The following is an 18,676-nucleotide window of genomic DNA, read 5'->3' as shown; positions in this document are numbered from 1 at the left end:
ATAAGACACAAATTGTCTCAGAGCATTCCTACTAACTCTTGTGCAGGATGCTGCTGCGGCATAGCATAAGCCGATTGATACAAAAACAAGTGATTTAGGACGACAGGTTTTATGACAAGCCTCGCGCATCATGCAACAGAAAACCGTTCCGTAGCAGAATTTACTGAACGTGCATACCTTAACTATGCCATGTACGTGATTATGGATCGTGCATTACCCCATATCAGCGATGGTTTAAAACCTGTACAGCGCCGTATTGTGTACGCCATKAGTKAGCTTGGACTCAAACACAGTGGCAAACCAAAAAAATCGGCACGTACCGTGGGGGATGTATTGGGTAAATACCATCCGCATGGTGATTCTGCTTGTTATGAAGCTATGGTGTTGATGGCGCAGCCGTTCAGTTATCGTTATCCATTTATTGAAGGACAGGGTAATTGGGGTTCGCCCGATGATCCTAAATCCTTTGCGGCGATGCGTTATACCGAAGCCAAACTATCGCAATATAGTGAAGTACTTTTGGCTGAATTGGGGCAAGGTACTTGTGACTGGCAAGATAACTTTGATGGCTCATTAAAAGAACCTGTCAATTTGCCTGCGCGTGTACCGAATATTTTGCTGAATGGCACCACCGGTATTGCAGTAGGGATGGCGACCGATATTCCACCGCATAACTTGCGAGAAGTGGTGAAAGGCACAATTGCCCTGATTCGCAACCCAAATTTAACCGATGAAAAAGTTGCAGAATATATTCCTGCGCCTGACTTACCAACCAAAGCTGAAATTATTACCCCGCCTGAAGAATTGCTGAAAATGCAAAGTACAGGTCGCGGTAGTTACCGTATGCGTGCGGTGTACAGCATTGAAAAAAATGAAATCGTGATCACAGAATTGCCGTATCAGGTTTCGGGTTCAAAAATCATTACCCAAATTGCTGATCAGATGCAGGCGAAAAAACTGCCGTTGGTGAGCGATGTGCGTGATGAATCAGACCATCAAAACCCAACCCGTTTGGTGATTGTACTGCGTTCCAACCGTATTGATGCCGAAGCAGTGATGAGTCACTTATTTGCCACGACTGACTTGGAATCGAGCTATCGTGTCAATATGAACATGATTGGCGCAGATGGTCGTCCGCAGGTGAAATCGATTCGTCGTATTTTGCTGGAATGGATTGAGATTCGTAAAAATACCGTCACACGTCGTTTGCAATATCATCTTAATAAAATCGAAAAGCGACTGCACATTTTGGCAGGTTTGCTGATTGCCTATTTAGATATTGATACCGTGATTCGGATTATTCGTGAAGAAGATCATCCTAAAGCCGAGTTGATGGCACATTTTGGTATTGATGAAATTCAGGCCGAAGCCATTTTGGAATTAAAGCTACGTCATCTGGCCAAGCTTGAAGAAATGGAAATTCGCCGTGAACAAGAAGAATTGGAAGCACGTGCCGCCATTATTCGTGAACAACTGGCTAATCCTGAATCATTGAAAAATTTAATTATCAGTGAGTTAAAAGAAGACGCGAAAAAGTTTGGTGATGATCGTCGTTCACCGATTGTATTGCGTGCCGAAGCGACTGCAATTAATGAACAAGATATGCTACCTGCCGACCCTGTAACGGTGGTATTGTCTGAAGCGGGCTGGATTCGCTGTGCTAAAGGGCATGAGGTTGATGCGGAAAATCTAAATTTCCGTGCGGGTGATCAATATCTCAGTCATGCACAAGGCAAGTCTAATCAGCGCGTCTATATTTTAGATGATACGGGGCGTAGTTATGCGTTGCCAATTAATAGCCTGCCTTCGGCACGAGGTTTGGGTGAACCATTAAGTTCAAAACTTGCTCCTGCCAGTGGTGTTGGCTTTAAACAATTGCTGATTGCCGATGATGAGGCTGAAATTCTAGCAGTCAGTAGTAAAGGTTATGGTTTTAAAACACAGGCCAAACAGTTAGATACCAGTGCTAAAGCAGGTAAAGCATTCCTGTCTTTGCCTGAACAATCGACCGTGATGAACTTGCAAATGATTGAACACGCGAGTCATGTTGCACTGCTCAGTTCAGCAGGGCGTTTACTGGTGATTGAGCTGTCAGAATTGCCAATTTTGAACAAAGGTAAAGGTAATAAATTGATACAACTTGAGGAAAAAGATCAGTTGGTGTCTATGTTACCTTTAAGTTTAGATGAAACAATTCAAGTATTTGCAGGACAGCAACAACTCAAACTCAAAGGTGATGATTTGCTGAAGTATGTGGCGAAGCGCGGCACGAAAGGTCATCTCTTACCACGCGGTTACCAAAAAGCAAATAAACTGTTAATTCAAAGATAATACTAGCGTTTTTTAAGCAAAATACGTTATATATGGTTTGTGTTCGTGAAAATGGATGCAATACAGGGCATAAACAAGCAAACAACGACGTCTTGTATTGAGAAAAATAGTTTAAAACTAAGGATTACTGATTGGAGAAATTGGCATTATGGATAAGATTTGGTTTGCTGAATACCAAAAGACAGGAATTCCAGAAACTGTAGAACTGCCTGCAGAAAATACGTCACTCGTAGACATTTTTGAACGTAATTTCCAAAAATTTGGTTCACGTGATGCCTTTATCTTTATGGATAAAGTTTTAAGCTTTAGTGAACTAGAAGAAGCTAGCCGTAAATTTGCAACTTATTTACAAAGTTTAGGTTTGGCACCAGGCTCGCGTGTTGCGGTGATGATGCCGAACGTACTTCAATATCCAGTAGTTGCATTAGGGGTGTTGCGTGCAGGCTTAGTATTGGTGAACGTGAACCCACTTTATACTTCACGTGAGTTAGAGCACCAATTAAATGACTCTGGTTCTGAAGTTTTAGTGATTATCGAAAACTTTGCATCGGTTTATCAGGCAATTATTGGTAAAACTCCTGTGAAGCATGTGGTTGTTGCTTCTGTGGGCGATATGCTAGGCGCATTAAAAGGTACGTTGGTGAATTTTGTTTTACGTTCAGTGCGTAAGCAGATTCCAGCATGGAACATTCCGGGTCACATTAAATTTAATGCGGCAATATCTAAAGTGAGCCCAAGCAACTACAAACGTCCTAACTTAACTTTAAGTGATACTGCTGTGTTGCAATACACAGGTGGTACAACAGGTGTATCTAAAGGTGCAGAATTAACGCATCGCAACCTTGTGGCAAACATGCTGCAATGTGATGGTATTTTCCAAAGTAAATTTGGTGCGAAAGATGGTCAGCCAGATGATCGTATTTTCTGTGCATTGCCGCTTTATCACATTTTTGCATTTATGGTGTGCGCGCTTTACGGCATGTACAAAGGTCAAGCAAACGTATTGATTCCAAACCCGCGTGATTTACCTGCGGTAATGAAAGAATTACGTAAATATCAACCGACTTTCTTCCCTGCGGTGAATACCTTATTCAATGCACTTGTGAACAATGAAGAGTTTAAACAGCTTGATCACAGCCGATTGAAAATGGCGATGGGTGGTGGTATGGCCGTATTGCCTTCAACTGCTGAAGCATGGAAAAAAGTCACAGGCACCAACATTATTGAAGGTTATGGCTTGTCTGAAACTTCACCCGTTGCAACGGCTAACCCACCTACATCTGACGAATTTAGTGGTACGATTGGTATTCCATTGCCATTAACTGAAGTGGCTATTTTGGATGATGACGGCAATGAAGTTGCGCTGGGTGAGCAAGGTGAAATTTCAATCCGTGGTCCACAAGTCATGAAAGGCTATTGGAACCGTCCAGATGAAACCGATAAAGTGATGATTAATGGTTTCTTCCGTACAGGTGACATTGGTATCATGGATTCACGCGGCTATGTGAAAATTGTAGACCGTAAAAAAGACATGATTTTGGTATCTGGCTTTAACGTTTATCCATCTGAAATTGAAGAAGTGATTTCGAAGCATCCGAAAGTCTTGGAAGTAGCAGCAATTGGTGTGCCAGATGAAAAATCAGGTGAAGTGCCAAAACTATTTGTGGTGAAAAAAGATCCATCATTGACCACTGAAGAAGTATTAGCATTCGCTAAAGAGAACTTAACTGGCTATAAACGCCCACGTTATGTGGAGTTTATGGAAGAATTGCCAAAATCGAACGTAGGTAAAATCTTGCGTAAAGATTTGCGTAAAACAGCGTAATTCATGTTGCTTTGAAACAAAAACGCCTCTGAAAACTCAGGGGCGTTTTTTATATGCTTATAAAAATAGATAGCTTCTTGTTCAATACAGACGAAGTGTCACCAGACCTTATTCTTTCATCAACCAACGGTCAAAGTAGCGACGCCCAACACCCACAATACCCAAGAAAATAAACATCGCACCAAATTGGCGACTAAAACCTGATTGATTAAAACTGCCATAACTTAAAATATTATCAATTAAGCAGTACACCACAATCACGATAATCCAGTGCCATAACGGTAAACGCTTAATCCCCACCGCATAAAACGCCACCCAAAGCACAACAAAGCTAAAAATGGTCGACCATACGTTCATGTTGGCACAAATTACCGTCAATAAAAATGCCACAATAGGCAACACAATTTTTAAAACACGATCCACTCGCAGTTGATGTTGGCGTTGCTTTTCAAGTATATCTAGCATTTCCTTTTGATCTGGGCTGACCATAATGGATCCTTTATACAATTGCTGAAAACATGCTATTTAACAAAATTTATTCCAGATATGCCATGTTATGATAAGTTCTCAATACAGTTTATGAGAAAAAATTGATGCAAAGCATAAGTGGAATTGTTTATCTGATTATTATTGCATGCCTATTGCCCTATGTTTTTACCGTAGTGGCCAAAATGGCAGGCGGTTTTAAACGTGAAGATAACCAAAATCCACGTGAATTTTTAGCTAAAACTACAGGTTTGGCTGCACGTGCCAACGCCGTACAACAAAACAGTTTTGAAAGCCTGCCTTTGTTTATTGCTGCAGTGCTCATGGCGGAATATATGGTCATCCCACAAGTGGTGGTGATGATGTTTGGTATTGCTTATATTGTGCTGCGCATTATTTATGGAATTTGTTATTTAGCCAATTGGGCGACACTGTGTTCAATTGTTTGGATGTTGTCTTTACTTTGCCCAATTTGTATTTTACTGATGGTGATTAAACTGACCTGATCAAGTCAGGTGTGAAAATATGTATTTTTACCTTGCAGATGTATAATCACGCAGTAATTCAGGACAGAAAACCGGTATAATTGACGCGGTTTTAAAAAGATTTAACTTGTATAAGAGTGATGCTATGAGCTACAGCAATATCCCTGCGGGTAAAGATGCACCAAATGACATCTATGTGATCATTGAAATTCCTGCCAATGCAGCGCCAATCAAATACGAAATTGATAAAGATTCTGATGCATTATTTGTAGACCGTTTCATGGGTACAGCAATGTTCTACCCAGCGAACTACGGTTATGTACCAAATACACTTTCATTGGATGGTGATCCGCTAGACGTATTGGTTGTGACTCCACACCCAGTAGAGCCAGGTTCTGTGATTCGTTGCCGCCCAGTGGGTAAACTGAACATGGAAGATGATGGTGGTGTTGATGCGAAACTGGTTGCAGTTCCGCACGAAAAATTAACCCCAATTTATAAAGATGTTCAAGAATATACGGATCTTCCACCATTATTGATCAGCCAAATTGAACACTTCTTCCAACACTATAAAGACTTAGAGCCAGGCAAATGGGTGAAGTTAAGCGGTTGGGAAGGTGCTGATGTTGCGAAACAAGAAGTATTGAACTCAATTGAAGGCTACAAAGCTGCAAATCCATAATTTGCGTAGCCTGTTCAGCATTCAAATGAAAGCTGAAATGTAAAAAAACCTGCACATATTCTGTGCAGGTTTTTTATTGGTTTTGCTATTCCGAGAAATTAGAATAATTTCACAGGAATATCTAACCAGATACGCCATTCGTTGGTTGAGCCAATAGCATTACTGACGTAATTTCCTTTCGCATTGTTATACGTATCGCTTGCACGTAAGTAAGAGTGACGTAAGCGTAAGCTTGCATCTTTGAATGCACCCGATTGAACCGTATATTTCACTTGGTTAAAGAATTCATGTTCTTCAGCTTGGTCGATAATTTGTGCTGGATTATTTTTTTCGGCTACATCAATATCCCAACCATAAACGAATGCTGTTGTCCAGTTTAGACCTGGGAGACCATAGTTTTTAAAATTATAGTTGTACTGTAAGCCAACAGATTTTTCATCGTTACCATTAAAGTCGGATAAGTATGAGTTTGGTACATAAATGCTTTGTAGACCATCTGCGTTGTAAGCATAGTCGTAACCTATGTTGCCGGCATTATCTTGGTACGCAAGCATCAAATTGTGTGCGTCCCTGTTATAGCTTGCAGATACACCCCAAATCGAGTTAGTCAATTCTTCAGTTTCAATGCGTGGATCAGTTGTTTCTGCTCCAACTTTCCATTTGGTATTGTAACCCATTGCATCTAAAGTTACGCTCGCACCATTTGCTGTAGGGAAGCTATAATTCACATTCCCATAGTGACGATCTAATTTATCTTTAACGTCTACCCCATAATAAGAGGCATTAACTTGGTCGTTAAACTTGTATTTCGCGCCCCAGAAAATAGCACTGTCCAAATTTTGTTGGTCTGAGCTGATGTCATTTGACCATTGGTTTTTAGTGAATTTACCACCGATTAACGTCAAATCTTTAATTTCGTTACTTTCAATATAAAGACCAGTGTAGTATTCAGGTGTTAAGCGTGCTGTATTGCTTGCAATTACTGGAATTTCAGATACTTGCGTACCATATTTAGCTGTTGTATTTGATACACGTGCTTTCACATAAGCACCACCACGTGCCCAGTGATCGTAAGCATCTTTGGTGCCATCAGCATTTAACTGATCATGTACAGGAATCATTTGATTGCCAGTATGCCCATTTTTGCCTAATTTAAATGAAGCATCACCAACAACACCCACACCAAAACCGACTACACCTTTGGTAAAGCCGGAATCTAATTTGACAATTGCAGTTTGCGCAAATGAACTTGTATCTGTACCAGGTTTTACATCTTTATAATCACGAGTTAAATAACCTGTACGGAATAAAACCGAACCGTTTGCGTCTTCTACAAAGCCTTTAGATTCACTTTGTTCGCTAGCAAATGTAGTTGAAACAAGCGCTGCGTTGATCAGCAACGCAAGTGTTAATTTTTTAGATTGCAGCATTGGGAGATGGCCTCATGCAGTAAATGTGTAGTTGAAACGTAGGCGAATTGTATCGCTATTTAGGCGCGAAAATATCACTTTTAAAGCACTTATGACACTAAAGTTAAGCATTTTTTCGATAAACTGTGGGGTCATTAAAAATATCGACTTTTCAAAAGTTGAATAAATATTTTATTTTTTAGTAAAAACATAAACATATTTAAACTTACTGAATCACTGAAACATAGCCAAATACAGCGCATCTGCAACTTTATTTGTAAATTGTACATTAAAAATACAGTTTGTTTAGTTTTTCAACAGCTTAGTGTATGATGAAAGGGCGTAAAACACAGCATAAACCTTTAAATAGGGTTAAGTTTTTCCAGTGATGTGGTTATCTTTTAAGTCGAATTTTGGGCAAGAGATAAGTGGAGAAATAAATTTATAAATCTTTATTTGAATTAAGAGTATAAAAATTAAATTTTTATTTAAGCTTTGAGTAATAGCTTTTGGCTATTACGGATTTCATGTGAAACATCTGTGTTTAGTTTTGGGCGTTACGATGAAAACAGAACTGTTTAAGAAGATGTTTAATACATAACTTTTATATGGTCGTTGGCTTGCGAAAATTAAAATTGATCTATCGTTTTGGTCAATGAATTATTTTTGATGTGAAGATTTAAGTGTCACGTCACATATTGATGTCAAATTTTGGTGCAGAAATATAGTGCAGTTTAGGACAGGATTTCTGTCTGTTCACTGAGTTTTGATAGTTGATAGCGCTAGGAGGAGCAGAGGATAGGCATGACTTTCGATTGTTTGATCAGGATAGGCTTGTGATTCTTGACTGCACTTTTTTAGGCATGTGATTTAGCTTTATTGCTATGCAAGGATGCAAAAAATAATCATACCGCTGTGCAAATCAATGTTTAAAGTGTAGTCCTTATATAAGATGAGAGTTGATGTACATCCAAAGTCACTGTAATTAAAATAAAAAACTATAAGAAATAATCAATATATAACAATGGCTTAATCTCAATTTTTTGAGTTTTAATGCTTAATCCCTGTTCGAAACTCTAACGTTGGCATAGGGCTTGCAATTCCCTCAATGAGTCAAGCAAAAAATAGACAACGCATCTTATCCGATGCAGGGGGAATCTAAAATGAAATTCGTACTTCAAACACTTTCTTTGGCGATGGTCGCAGCTACATCTAGTCTCAGCTTTGCTGCAGAAAATACAGCAGGTATGTCCTTTAGCGGGACAGCAGCCTTGACCAGTGATTATCGTTATCGTGGTTTAACCCAAACATTCAATGATCCCGCAGTGCAAGCAGGTTTCTTACTGAACCATGATTCTGGGGTGTATGCAGGTGTGTGGGGTTCCAATGTCGATTTTGGTGGTACGGCACATTTAGAGCTTGACCCTTATATTGGCTATACCACAAGCCTAGATTATTTTGCCAGCAAACCTGTTTTGGATGTGGGTTTGTGGTATTACGCCTACCCAAGTGAGAGCGATTTAAACTGGCTTGAAGTCTATGCAAAATTAGGTTTTAGCGATGTTTTATTTAAAGATGCCAACTTATTGACCGCAATCAACTATTCCAATGATTTCTTAGGTGGTGACACCGATGCCTGGTATTTCAATGCCACTTATACCGCACCCATTGGAAGCACGGGCTTTTCTGGGGTTGCCGGATTAGGTTACACCCAAGCAGATGACTTTGATTTTGGGGATAATAGTGACAGCTATGTAGATTGGAAAGTCGGTGTGAGCTATAACTTTGCTTCAGTTGAAGGCTTATCTGCTGAATTGGCTGCTGTAGGAACTGATATTGATACAGGTGGTTTAGATACGACCAGTGATCCCGTTGAAAATTGGTCTCATGTACGTAAACGTGGCGTTGAAACAGGAGCCGTATTCACGTTAACTAAAGCCTTCTAAAGATACGGCTACGACGATAAATAAAAGCTCCAGTACGGAGTGAAACTTAAAAACAATAAAAACAACTCGCCCATTGTAGAGGCATGGCAATGGGCTATTTTTCATTTCTTAGACTTTCAATCAGGTTTCATGGGCACGATAAGACAGTGCCTCACTCAAATGTGGACTTTGAATCTGTTCACTTTGGGCTAAATCTGCAATGGTACGCGCCACTCGTAATACCCTATGATACGCACGTGCCGATAAATTCAAACGCTGTTGTGCAATGGCTAAAATATTTTGGGCAGTATTATCTAAGCTTGCAAATTGCTCTAATTGTTTGGGGCTGAGTGCCATGTTGAGACACTCTTGACGTTGCAATTGTCGTGTATATGCTTGAATGACACGGCTTCGCACGGTTTCAGAATTTTCGACAGGTCGAGTGTCCTGCAATTCATGTGCTTGCAGAGGTGGTACATCAATGTGTAAGTCGATACGATCCAACAACGGCCCTGAAATACGGTTTTGATAGCGTTTAATACTTTCTGCTGAACATTGGCAGCGCACATCCTGATTAAAAGCATAACCACAAGGACAAGGATTCATGGCAGCAATCAGTTGAAAGTTGGCTGGGAAGGTAATTTGCCGAGAGGCGCGGGAAATCACAATTTCTTTGGACTCTAAAGGTTGGCGCAGTACTTCTAACACTTTTTTATCAAATTCAGGCAGTTCATCTAAAAATAAAACACCTAAATGTGCCAAGGTAATTTCACCTGGTTTGGGATATGAGCCTCCACCGACCAATGCCACAGCAGAAGCGGTATGGTGCGGTGCACGAAAGGGACGCTGTCCAAACGTATGCGGGCTATTCGCCACAGAATAGATGCTGGCAACTTCTAAATTTTCCTGCATATTMAATGGCGGTAAAATACTGGAAAGCCGAGATGCCAATAAGGTTTTACCTGTACCGGGTGGGCCTTTAAATAGCAGTGAATGTCCACCTGCTGCTGCAATTTCCAAAGCGCGTCGTGGGCGCAATTGGCCTTTCACATCGACTAAATCAAATGCGGAGTGTGATAACTGTGGCTGTGCAGTCGCGATGACTTTATCTAAAAGCTGGCTTTGTGCCAAATGTTCGCAAACTTGTTTTAAATGTGCGGCGGCAAAGACTTCAAAGTCTGGCAGTTGTGCAGCTTCTTGTGCGTTTTGTTCAGGTAAAACCAAACGATGCTGTGCCTGTTGGCAGGCAATCGCAATACTGAGTGTGCCTGTAGTGGGGCGTAATTGACCATCTAAAGCCAATTCTCCAATAAATTCTAAACCGTCAGTACTCTGTTCGGGCAATTGTCCCGATGCAATTAAAATACCTAAGGCGATGGCTAAGTCTAAACGCGACCCATCTTTGGGCAAGTCGGCAGGCGCTAAATTAATGGTCAGACGTTTGGTCGGAAATTGAAAACCACTATTAATAATGGCAGAGCGTACCCGATCTTTACTTTCACGTACGGCAGCTTCGGCTAGACCAACTATGGTTAAAGATGGTAAACCTTGACTTAGATGGACTTCAACTTCAATTGCAGGGGCGTGCAAGCCGAGCAGCCCCCGCGTATACACTTTGGCAAAAGACATTTTTATTATGATCCGTTTTGGTGCGTTATTTTTATAATGTTTGGTTTTTGTACTTAAGCACTCAATTGGTGCTTATTTTTTGAGTTGGATTTTCTGTTCTAGTACTTCAACCTGTTTTAACAACTCATTTAAACGTAAGTTGGCATTATTGAGCGCAGTACGTTGGCGGTCTAGCTCATCTTGCGAGACCAAATCCATTTTTGTCACGGCTTCATTCAGCAAAGCACGTAAATTATGTTCTAAATCTTTTTTGGGTTGTTCAATTTGTTCCAAAATGGCTTGTAATAAAGTTTCAATCATTGTTGTTTCCACACAGATGGACAAAGGTAGGCAGTGTAGCACTGGTCTTGAATAGACTATAGCATTTCAGACGAAATATGGATTTATTCGATGAGTAAAATCGTAAATCTTCTAGTAAATATGTCTATTTTTTGAAGATCAAAACCATATAAATGTATAAAATAAGGTATAAAGAAAACTCATGTCACGGTTTCTAATTTCCCCCGACCTTAGAACTTTGGCATGGAATTTGAACATAAAACCTTACTGGTGAATTAAGCCGAAGGAAAACAAACATGAAGCTCGTAACTGCAATTGTAAAACCCTTTAAATTAGATGATGTGCGTGAAGCATTATCTGAAATTGGTGTTCAAGGGATCACCGTAACAGAAGTCAAAGGCTTCGGTCGCCAAAAAGGTCACACCGAACTTTATCGTGGCGCCGAGTACGTCGTTGACTTCTTGCCTAAAGTTAAAATCGAAATCGCAATTAGCGATGAAATGGTCGATTCGGTGATTGAGTCAATCACTCGTGTTGCTAGTACAGGCAAGATTGGTGATGGCAAAATCTTTGTAACTAACCTCGAACAAGTCATCCGTATTCGTACAGGTGAAACGGGTGCAGATGCTGTTTAAAAGATGGCATGAAGTTTGCTGAGTACCTAATAACTCACAAAAACAAAGGTCGGGGGACACAAATGAAAAAAATGCTACTCGCGCTGAGTCTATCGGGCGCACTTCTTGGTGGTTCTGTTGCTTGGGCTGAAGAAGCCGCAACAGCCACCGCACCAACTTCAGATGTTGCAGTGCTTGAAACTGCCGAAACATCTCCTATCGAAACAACAAATGCAACAGAAGTTGCAGCTGTAGCAGAAGTCAGCACGCCTGAATCTGCTGAACCAGAAGCTGTATTAGATACAGGCGATACCGCTTGGATTTTAGTTTCGACTGCTTTAGTTTTACTCATGACCATTCCTGGTTTGGCACTGTTTTATGGCGGTATGGTACGTAAGAAAAATGTACTCAATACTATGGCTTATAGCTTTGTAGCAGCAGCCGTGGTCAGTATTGCCTGGGTGGCAGTGGGCTATAGTTTGGCTTTTGGCGAAGGCAATGCCTTTATTGGCAGCCTGGATAAAGTCATGCTGGCAGGCATTGGTACAGATGCTTTAAGCGGCAGTATTCCTGAAATTCTATTTGTGATTTTCCAAATGACTTTTGCCATTATTACTGTGGCCATTATCAGTGGTTCAATTGCAGAAAGAATGAAGTTTGGTGCCTTTGTTGCCTTTATTGCGATTTGGGTGGTCGTGGTCTATGCACCAATTACCCACTGGGTATGGGGTGGTGGCTGGTTAGGCAATGATGGTGCACTCGACTTTGCTGGCGGTACAGTCGTTCACATCAACTCAGGCGTGGCAGGTTTGGTGGCTGCATACATGTTGGGTAAACGTATGGGCTTGGGCCGTGAATCTATGGCTCCGCACAACCTGACTTTGACTGTACTGGGTGCGAGTTTACTTTGGGTGGGCTGGTTCGGTTTCAATGGTGGTTCTGCATTAGGCGCGAATGGTGCAGCGGGTTATGCCTTAGTTGTGACTCAAGTGGCAGCCGCAGCCGCAGCAATTGCATGGCTTGTGGTTGAAAAACTGGTACGTGGTAAAGGTTCTGTATTAGGTGCTGCATCGGGTGCTATTGCAGGTTTGGTCGTGATTACACCAGCAGCAGGCTTTGTGACTGTCGGTGGTGCATTAGCGATGGGTTTAATTGGTGGTGTCGTATGTTTCTGGGGGATTACTGCCTTAAAACGCGCCTTGAAAGCCGATGACTCTTTAGATGCCTTTGGTCTTCATGGCGTGGGTGGTATTGTTGGTGCAATTTTAACCGCCTTTTTTGCCAGCGAGTTTATTATGGGCGATGCTGCACCAAGCAACCTAATGAGCCAACTTTGGGTGCAAGTTGAAGGTGTGTTAGCGACTATTGCTTACTCAGCTGTACTGACTTTCATCATCTTAAAAGTAATTGATCTAACAATCGGTATTCGTGTGGCTGCAGAAGATGAGCGTATGGGACTCGACTTAAGCCAACATGGTGAGCGTGTCGAATAATCCACACAGCACATAATCAATATATTGTGTAAAACAGCCCTTTGGGGCTGTTTTTTTTCTATATATTGCGTAAAACTCTACAAAGTTGAGAAATTTTGCTACACTGCATTTTCATTCAAATTTGTGCAATTTAACCGCTATGCATTGTCCATTTTGCAACGCTGCAGACAGTAAAGTGATTGACTCACGTTTGGCGGCAGAAGGCTGTCAAATTCGCCGACGTCGTGAGTGTATTGGCTGTGGTGAACGCTTCACCACTTTTGAAAGTTATGAAGTGGTCATGCCACGTGTGATTAAATCGGATGGGAAAAGTGAACCCTTCGATGAAGCCAAGCTACGTCGTTCATTGATGCATGCTTTGCAAAAACGTCCTGTGACCCAAGAGCAAATTGAAACGGTACTCAGCGACATTCAATTACAAATTCGCCGTTTGGGTGAGCGTGATGTGAAATCACGTACCATTGGTGAAATTGTGATGCAGGCTTTATTTGCATTGGATCACGTGGCGTATGTGCGTTTTGCTTCAGTGTATCAGGACTTTCAGGATGTCGAAGCGTTTCGCCGTCAAATTGAACAAATGCAGTTACGTGAGCAATAAATTCTCATGTCAGCAAAAAGCAGACAACATCTGAATATGACTGAATTCACTTCCAATTTACCTCCCAATGATCTTTTTTGGATGCGTCGTGCGATTGAGTTGGCACGTTTGGGGCAATACAGCACCAAACCTAATCCAAATGTCGGCTGTGTGATCGTTAAAGATGCACAATTATTGGGCGAAGGGCATCATCCGCGTGCAGGACAACCGCATGCTGAAGTGTTTGCTTTGCGTCAAGCGGGTGAACAGGCACGTGGTGCAACTGCCTATGTAACTTTGGAGCCGTGTGCGCACTATGGACGCACTCCACCTTGTGCCAAAGCGTTGGTCGATGCAGGCGTGGTCAAAGTGGTAGTCGCTTGTCCAGACCCAAATCCATTGGTAGCAGGTAAGGGCGTTCAAATTTTAAAAGATGCGGGTATTCAGGTTGATGTCGGTGTGGCAGAAGCTGAAGCGCGTCAGTTAAATTTAGGCTTTTTAAAAGCCATGGCTACGGGCATGCCCTATGTGCGTTTAAAAGTAGCTTCAAGTTTGGATGGTCGCACGGCAATGGCTTCGGGTGAATCTAAATGGATTACTGGCACAGCTGCCCGTGCTGATGTGCAGCATTGGCGGGCAATCTCTGCTGCAGTATTAACGGGTATCGACACAGTGCTGGCCGATGACTGTCTGCTTAATGTACGCCACTTAGCGAGTGTAGATGACACTCACAGCGTGGTACAACCCAAACGGATTATTTTAGATCGCCAAGGCCGTTTGCCTTTGAGCGCACAAATTTTGCAGCAGCCTGAAACGGTGATGGTGATGGGACCATATCGTGCAGAGTTGGCAGCCTTAGGCGTGATACAATTGGCGGTACAGCCTTTAGAAACCTTACTTGCCCAATTGGTACAGCAACATCAAATTTATGATGTATTGATTGAAGCGGGAGCAACCTTATCGACTGCTTTCTTGCAGGAAGGTTGGGTAGATGAAGTGATCAGCTATGTGGCACCTACATTGTTAGGGAGCTCGGCTCGTACCATGTTTAATGCAGAATTTGAGCAGATGTCAGAGCAACTTCGATTTAAACTTTACGATGTCACTCAATTGGGTGATGACGTGCGCCTTAGGTTAATTCCTTCTCAAGAGACACTATGAGTTCAGAGTCAACGGTTTATCATAAACGCCGTCATGCGGCACGCACTACTGATGAGTATTTATTTCATCAGTTAGTGCCTTATTTGGGCAATAAACGCCGTTTGCTGCATCTGATTTTAGAAGCGCTTGAACAGACAGGAACGCTGCATCCTAAAAATGGTCGTGCCCCAATTTTTGCCGATTTTTTTGCAGGTTCAGGAGTGGTATCACGTTTGGCGCGCCAAAATGGTTATCGCGTGATTGCCAATGATTGGGAACCGTACAGCCATGCCTTAAACCATGCGATTTTGGCCTGCACTGAAGCACCTGCATTTAAAGAATTAGGCGGCTATCAAAAAGCCATTGATTATTTGAACCGTTTGCCTGAAGTCAAAGGCTGGGTGACGCATAATTTATGTCCGCGCAATGACGAGATTTATGACCCAAGTCGTGACCGTTTGTTCTTTAAACGTCGAAACGGCATGCGCATAGATGCGATTCGTCAACAAATTGCCACGTGGCAAGCGCAGGGTGCCATTGATGATGTCGAAATGTCAGCATTATTGGCACCGTTGCTGTATTCTGCCAGTTTTGTCAGTAATACCAGTGGCGTGTTTAAAAGCTTCCACCATGGCTGGGGCGGCAAAACTCAAACTGCGCTCGAACGAATAGAATCGTTATTGTGGCTCACGCCAAGCCGTTTTTGTGACATTGGCGAAGCCAATAAACCTGCTGCAGAAATGTGGTGTGTCGATGCACAGCATCTTGCCAATCAAATGAGTGGTTTTGAGGTGGATGTGGCGTATTTAGACCCACCGTATAATCAACATGCTTATAGCAGCAACTATCATGTCTTAAATGCCTTAACCTTATGGGATCAGGTCGACTTACCAACCCCAGACACCAAAGGCTTTAAAAGTGGTATTGACCGTGCATGGCGCAAAGAACGTCCAAGTCCATACAACTCATCCAAACATGCCAAAGAGGCGTATGAAACCTTATTGGACACCATTAATGCACGTTTTATTCTAACCAGTTATTCTACTGATGGTAATATTAGTGCCACAGACTTGTTACAAGCCAATTTAAAACGCGGTCGAGTGACGTTATTGACCCAAGATGTTCCGCGTTATCGCGTGAGTAAACAGCGCCAGTCCGAGCGGGCGCGCGTACTAGAATTTATTGTGATTACTGATACGCATGCCAAGTCCGGCCCACCTATTCGCCAGTTATTAGGACAACTCTACCACTTTGCAGAATTGGGTGGTGTAGATACCTCAGGCGTGAGTACCCAATTGGCGTTGTGGTAAATCCACAAATCCTCAGTGAATGAGAGAGAAGATTATGTTTACAGGCATTATTGAAAGTTTAGGTAAAGTAGAAAGCCTGCAAAGTGTGGGCGGTGATTTACGTTTGCGTATTCAGACCGATTTGGATATGTCGGATGTGCATTTGGGCGATTCAATCGCCACCAATGGTATTTGCCTGACTGTGATTGAATGGGGTGACAATTGGTATGCCGCAGATGTTTCCCGTGAAAGTTTAAACCGTACCACTTTAGGCACATGGAAAGTGGGGCAGCCTGTGAATGTTGAAAAAGCCATGCTGCCGACCACACGTTTTGGTGGGCATATTGTAAGTGGTCACGTTGATGCAGTCGGTGAAATTACATTGGTACGTGAAGATGCACGTTCGATTTACTATGAAGTAACCGCACCTGCAGAAATTGCCAAATACTTGGCAGAAAAGGGTTCGGTGACAGTTGATGGGATTAGCCTGACCATTAACCATTTACGCGGTAATGTCATTAGTCTGAATTTAATTCCGCACACGGCAGAGCGTACCAATATTGGCACATGGAAAGTTGGTAGCAAGGTCAACTTAGAAGTGGATGTCTTGGCACGTTATATTGAGCGTTTGCTCCTGGGCGATAAAGCGGCAGAAACAACGCAGCAGTCCAAAATTAGCATGGAATTCTTGTCAGAAAATGGCTTTTTAAAATAAGCACTGAGCCGAATGAAATTTAAACAGTCTGATTGAAAAATTAGACTGTTTTTTTGTTTTTAGGGATAATTAAAGAGATATAGATAGTTTTTTCATCATAAACACCCCTTTGGCTTAATGTAGATGATTGATTTTTTAATGAATTTGGAACACTGGCTGCCATTATTACTCGATAATTATGGTCTGTGGATTTATGCCATTTTGTTTCTGATTATTTTTGCAGAAACAGGTTCCGTGTTTATGTTTTTTTTACCAGGCGATAGTTTGCTGATCGCCATTGGTGCCTTGTGTTCCACCACCGATGTGGTGCATTTGCACTATATGGGGGTTTTGCTTTTTGTCGCTGCGGTCTTGGGGTATAGCGTCAACTATTACACTGGACGAATTCTAGGTGTGAAGTATTTCCATCAACATTCACGTTATTTCAAACCTGAATATATTGTAAAAACCAACCATTATTTTATGAAACATGGTGGCAAAACTATTTTAATGGCGCGTTTTATACCGTTTGTACGTTCATTTGCACCATTTGCGGCAGGGTCTGGGCACATGCCTTTGGCGACTTTTAGTTTTTATAATGTGGTGGGTGCTGCCGTGTGGGTTTTTTCTTTAATGGCAATAGGTTATGGTTTGGGCAATATTTTGTCTTGGTTGGGTGATTGGATTTAATTCCTAATGTTTCCTATTTTCTTATTCTAAATCAACAGCGATAACTCAAAAAAACTGATTGACGACCACAAAAAAGCCCACCGTGTGGACTTTTGGTCTGGTTCAGTTTTAGTGTTTGGTGACAATTAATTCTGTACCACCTAAGCGCGAGCTAAAAGTATCGTTTGTTTGAATTGAAAACTTACCCTTTTCCGCTTCTTTAGACAAATAAATGCTTAATGATTGGAAATCTGCACGACTGATCCATAAATCCTGAGCACGAATACTGCACTGTTCGCCCGTATTAAGATGGTCGATTTTGCCTGAAATTTTCGTCAAGATATCCATTTGAAACCCGAGATTGTCAAAGTTATTAAAGAAGATAAAAGCTGAGAATTCAACTTTTTCTGGATGACAATCATGAGACAAAATTATTTCATTTTGATGACACTTGATTTAAGGCTATGGGCGAATAGGGGGTAAAAGTAAATTTATTCTTTAGAAAAACTTGAATTTTTTAAGATATAGTCAATTTCTTCTTGAGCTGCGGCATGCAGTCGCGCACGAAAGACCGTGACCGCCTGCTCAATTTGAGTTTCGGCTTCTAGCTCTAAGCGCAAACGTACACTTTCAAGTTCAGAGGTAATTTTATCATCATTTACTGCAGTTGCGGCTTGGTTAAAAGTCACTGTAGGTAATTCAGGATTTTGCTCATAACGCGCCGTATAGTTTGAAATTTCCTGATCCAGACTTTGACGCATCAGCTCAAGTACTTGAGTTTGTTCTGCGAAGCGTTGTACTTCATCTTGTTGTAACTGTGCAGCATAAGCGGCTTGTTCTGCACGACGCTCTTCTAATTTGAGTTCAAGTGCCAATTGGCGACGTTGGCGTGCTTCTTCAATCAAACGTGCTTTTAGGTCAGCATAGGCTTGTTCAATTTTTTCCTGTGATTGTTGCTGAGCACGCTGATCTTCTGCAATCCACTGGTGTAATTGTGTTTCAGGTTGCAAGACCTCACAAATTCGATGCAGATCATCCATAAATGTCTGGCGCACAGCCTGAGGCGCAGTTAACCAGCGCTGTTTAAAATCTGAGCCGACATTTAAAGTCACTGCATCTCTCCTTATTCCGAGCTATATTTTTTTTAAA

The 18,676-nt window shown here is 41.8% G+C and carries 18 protein-coding genes; 12 read left to right on the top strand and 6 right to left on the bottom strand.

Annotated elements, in window-relative coordinates; all coding sequences use genetic code 11:
• The first annotated feature begins 111 nt into the window (after nt 1-111).
• Together parC and BJN41_RS09360 are read left to right on the top strand one after the other, a co-directional pair.
• The gene (parC, locus tag BJN41_RS09365; protein WP_070154757.1) at nt 112-2,331 is read left to right on the top strand and encodes a DNA topoisomerase IV subunit A; all 2,220 of its coding nucleotides are present in this window, start codon (nt 112-114) and stop codon (nt 2,329-2,331) included.
• 148 nt (nt 2,332-2,479) lie between these two features.
• Entirely contained in the window at nt 2,480-4,156 is a 1,677-nt protein-coding gene (locus tag BJN41_RS09360) for an AMP-binding protein (protein WP_070154755.1), read from the top strand.
• A 108-nt stretch (nt 4,157-4,264) separates the two neighbouring features.
• On the opposite strand, the gene BJN41_RS09355 is transcribed toward BJN41_RS09360, so the two are convergent.
• Nucleotides 4,265-4,645 carry a hypothetical protein gene (locus tag BJN41_RS09355; RefSeq protein ID WP_070154753.1) on the bottom strand — a complete coding sequence of 127 codons (381 nt, stop codon included), beginning with the start codon at nt 4,643-4,645 and terminating at the stop codon, nt 4,265-4,267.
• Between the two features lie 104 nt (nt 4,646-4,749).
• Between BJN41_RS09355 and BJN41_RS09350 the strand changes: the two genes are divergently transcribed.
• Together BJN41_RS09350 and ppa are read left to right on the top strand one after the other, a co-directional pair.
• On the top strand, nt 4,750-5,148 hold the full coding sequence (locus BJN41_RS09350) for an MAPEG family protein (protein ID WP_070154751.1): 399 nt from the start codon (nt 4,750-4,752) through the stop codon (nt 5,146-5,148).
• A gap of 124 nt (nt 5,149-5,272) precedes the next feature.
• Nucleotides 5,273-5,809, top strand: coding sequence for an inorganic diphosphatase (ppa, locus tag BJN41_RS09345; protein ID WP_019838157.1), 537 nt, complete (start codon nt 5,273-5,275; stop codon nt 5,807-5,809).
• A 98-nt stretch (nt 5,810-5,907) separates the two neighbouring features.
• Here the strand turns inward: ppa and BJN41_RS09340 are convergent, their stop codons facing one another.
• A complete protein-coding gene (locus BJN41_RS09340) occupies nt 5,908-7,239 on the bottom strand; it encodes an OprD family outer membrane porin (RefSeq protein ID WP_070154749.1) in 1,332 nt (443 codons plus the stop codon).
• 1,142 nt (nt 7,240-8,381) lie between these two features.
• On the opposite strand from BJN41_RS09340, the gene BJN41_RS09335 reads away from it, so the two are divergent.
• Nucleotides 8,382-9,164, top strand: coding sequence for a TorF family putative porin (locus BJN41_RS09335; RefSeq protein ID WP_070154747.1), 783 nt, complete (start codon nt 8,382-8,384; stop codon nt 9,162-9,164).
• Nucleotides 9,165-9,284: 120 nt separating this feature from the next.
• Here BJN41_RS09335 and BJN41_RS09330 read toward each other — a convergent pair whose 3' ends face one another.
• Nucleotides 9,285-10,772: a YifB family Mg chelatase-like AAA ATPase gene (locus tag BJN41_RS09330; protein ID WP_070154745.1), complete on the bottom strand. Its 1,488-nt coding sequence runs from the start codon at nt 10,770-10,772 to the stop codon at nt 9,285-9,287.
• A gap of 72 nt (nt 10,773-10,844) precedes the next feature.
• Entirely contained in the window at nt 10,845-11,072 is a 228-nt protein-coding gene (locus BJN41_RS09325) for an accessory factor UbiK family protein (protein WP_019838153.1), read from the bottom strand.
• Between the two features lie 275 nt (nt 11,073-11,347).
• Between BJN41_RS09325 and glnK the strand changes: the two genes are divergently transcribed.
• The 7 genes from glnK to BJN41_RS09290 all read left to right on the top strand — a co-directional run bounded on the left by glnK (nt 11,348) and on the right by BJN41_RS09290 (nt 17,548).
• A complete protein-coding gene (gene glnK, locus BJN41_RS09320; RefSeq protein WP_004650081.1) occupies nt 11,348-11,686 on the top strand; it encodes a P-II family nitrogen regulator in 339 nt (112 codons plus the stop codon).
• 62 nt (nt 11,687-11,748) lie between these two features.
• Nucleotides 11,749-13,158 (top strand): ammonium transporter, encoded by a 1,410-nt coding sequence (locus BJN41_RS09315; RefSeq protein ID WP_070154743.1) that lies wholly within the window; start codon nt 11,749-11,751, stop codon nt 13,156-13,158.
• Nucleotides 13,159-13,297: 139 nt separating this feature from the next.
• Nucleotides 13,298-13,756, top strand: a complete 459-nt coding sequence (gene nrdR, locus BJN41_RS09310; RefSeq protein ID WP_004975665.1) for a transcriptional regulator NrdR — start codon at nt 13,298-13,300, stop codon at nt 13,754-13,756.
• 36 nt (nt 13,757-13,792) lie between these two features.
• Nucleotides 13,793-14,896 carry a bifunctional diaminohydroxyphosphoribosylaminopyrimidine deaminase/5-amino-6-(5-phosphoribosylamino)uracil reductase RibD gene (gene ribD / locus BJN41_RS09305; RefSeq protein WP_070154794.1) on the top strand — a complete coding sequence of 368 codons (1,104 nt, stop codon included), beginning with the start codon at nt 13,793-13,795 and terminating at the stop codon, nt 14,894-14,896.
• The gene (locus BJN41_RS09300) at nt 14,893-16,185 is read left to right on the top strand and encodes a DNA adenine methylase (protein WP_019838151.1); all 1,293 of its coding nucleotides are present in this window, start codon (nt 14,893-14,895) and stop codon (nt 16,183-16,185) included. The genes ribD and BJN41_RS09300 overlap by 4 nt, the downstream gene beginning before the upstream one ends.
• A gap of 34 nt (nt 16,186-16,219) precedes the next feature.
• Nucleotides 16,220-16,879: a riboflavin synthase gene (locus BJN41_RS09295; RefSeq protein WP_070154741.1), complete on the top strand. Its 660-nt coding sequence runs from the start codon at nt 16,220-16,222 to the stop codon at nt 16,877-16,879.
• 123 nt (nt 16,880-17,002) lie between these two features.
• The gene (locus BJN41_RS09290) at nt 17,003-17,548 is read left to right on the top strand and encodes a VTT domain-containing protein (RefSeq protein ID WP_019838149.1); all 546 of its coding nucleotides are present in this window, start codon (nt 17,003-17,005) and stop codon (nt 17,546-17,548) included.
• Nucleotides 17,549-17,656: 108 nt separating this feature from the next.
• On the opposite strand, the gene BJN41_RS09285 is transcribed toward BJN41_RS09290, so the two are convergent.
• Together BJN41_RS09285 and BJN41_RS09280 are read right to left on the bottom strand one after the other, a co-directional pair.
• Nucleotides 17,657-17,875 (bottom strand): hypothetical protein, encoded by a 219-nt coding sequence (locus tag BJN41_RS09285; protein WP_026438238.1) that lies wholly within the window; start codon nt 17,873-17,875, stop codon nt 17,657-17,659.
• A gap of 143 nt (nt 17,876-18,018) precedes the next feature.
• Nucleotides 18,019-18,639, bottom strand: coding sequence for a hypothetical protein (locus BJN41_RS09280; RefSeq protein WP_070154740.1), 621 nt, complete (start codon nt 18,637-18,639; stop codon nt 18,019-18,021).
• Nucleotides 18,640-18,676 lie beyond the last annotated feature (37 nt).

It is taken from the genome of Acinetobacter towneri, assembly GCF_001758345.1.
GTDB classification, from domain to species: Bacteria; Pseudomonadota; Gammaproteobacteria; order Pseudomonadales; family Moraxellaceae; genus Acinetobacter; species Acinetobacter towneri_A.
The sequence above is the reverse complement of the archived record's forward strand: the minus strand, read 5'-3'. Positions and strand labels throughout refer to the sequence as shown.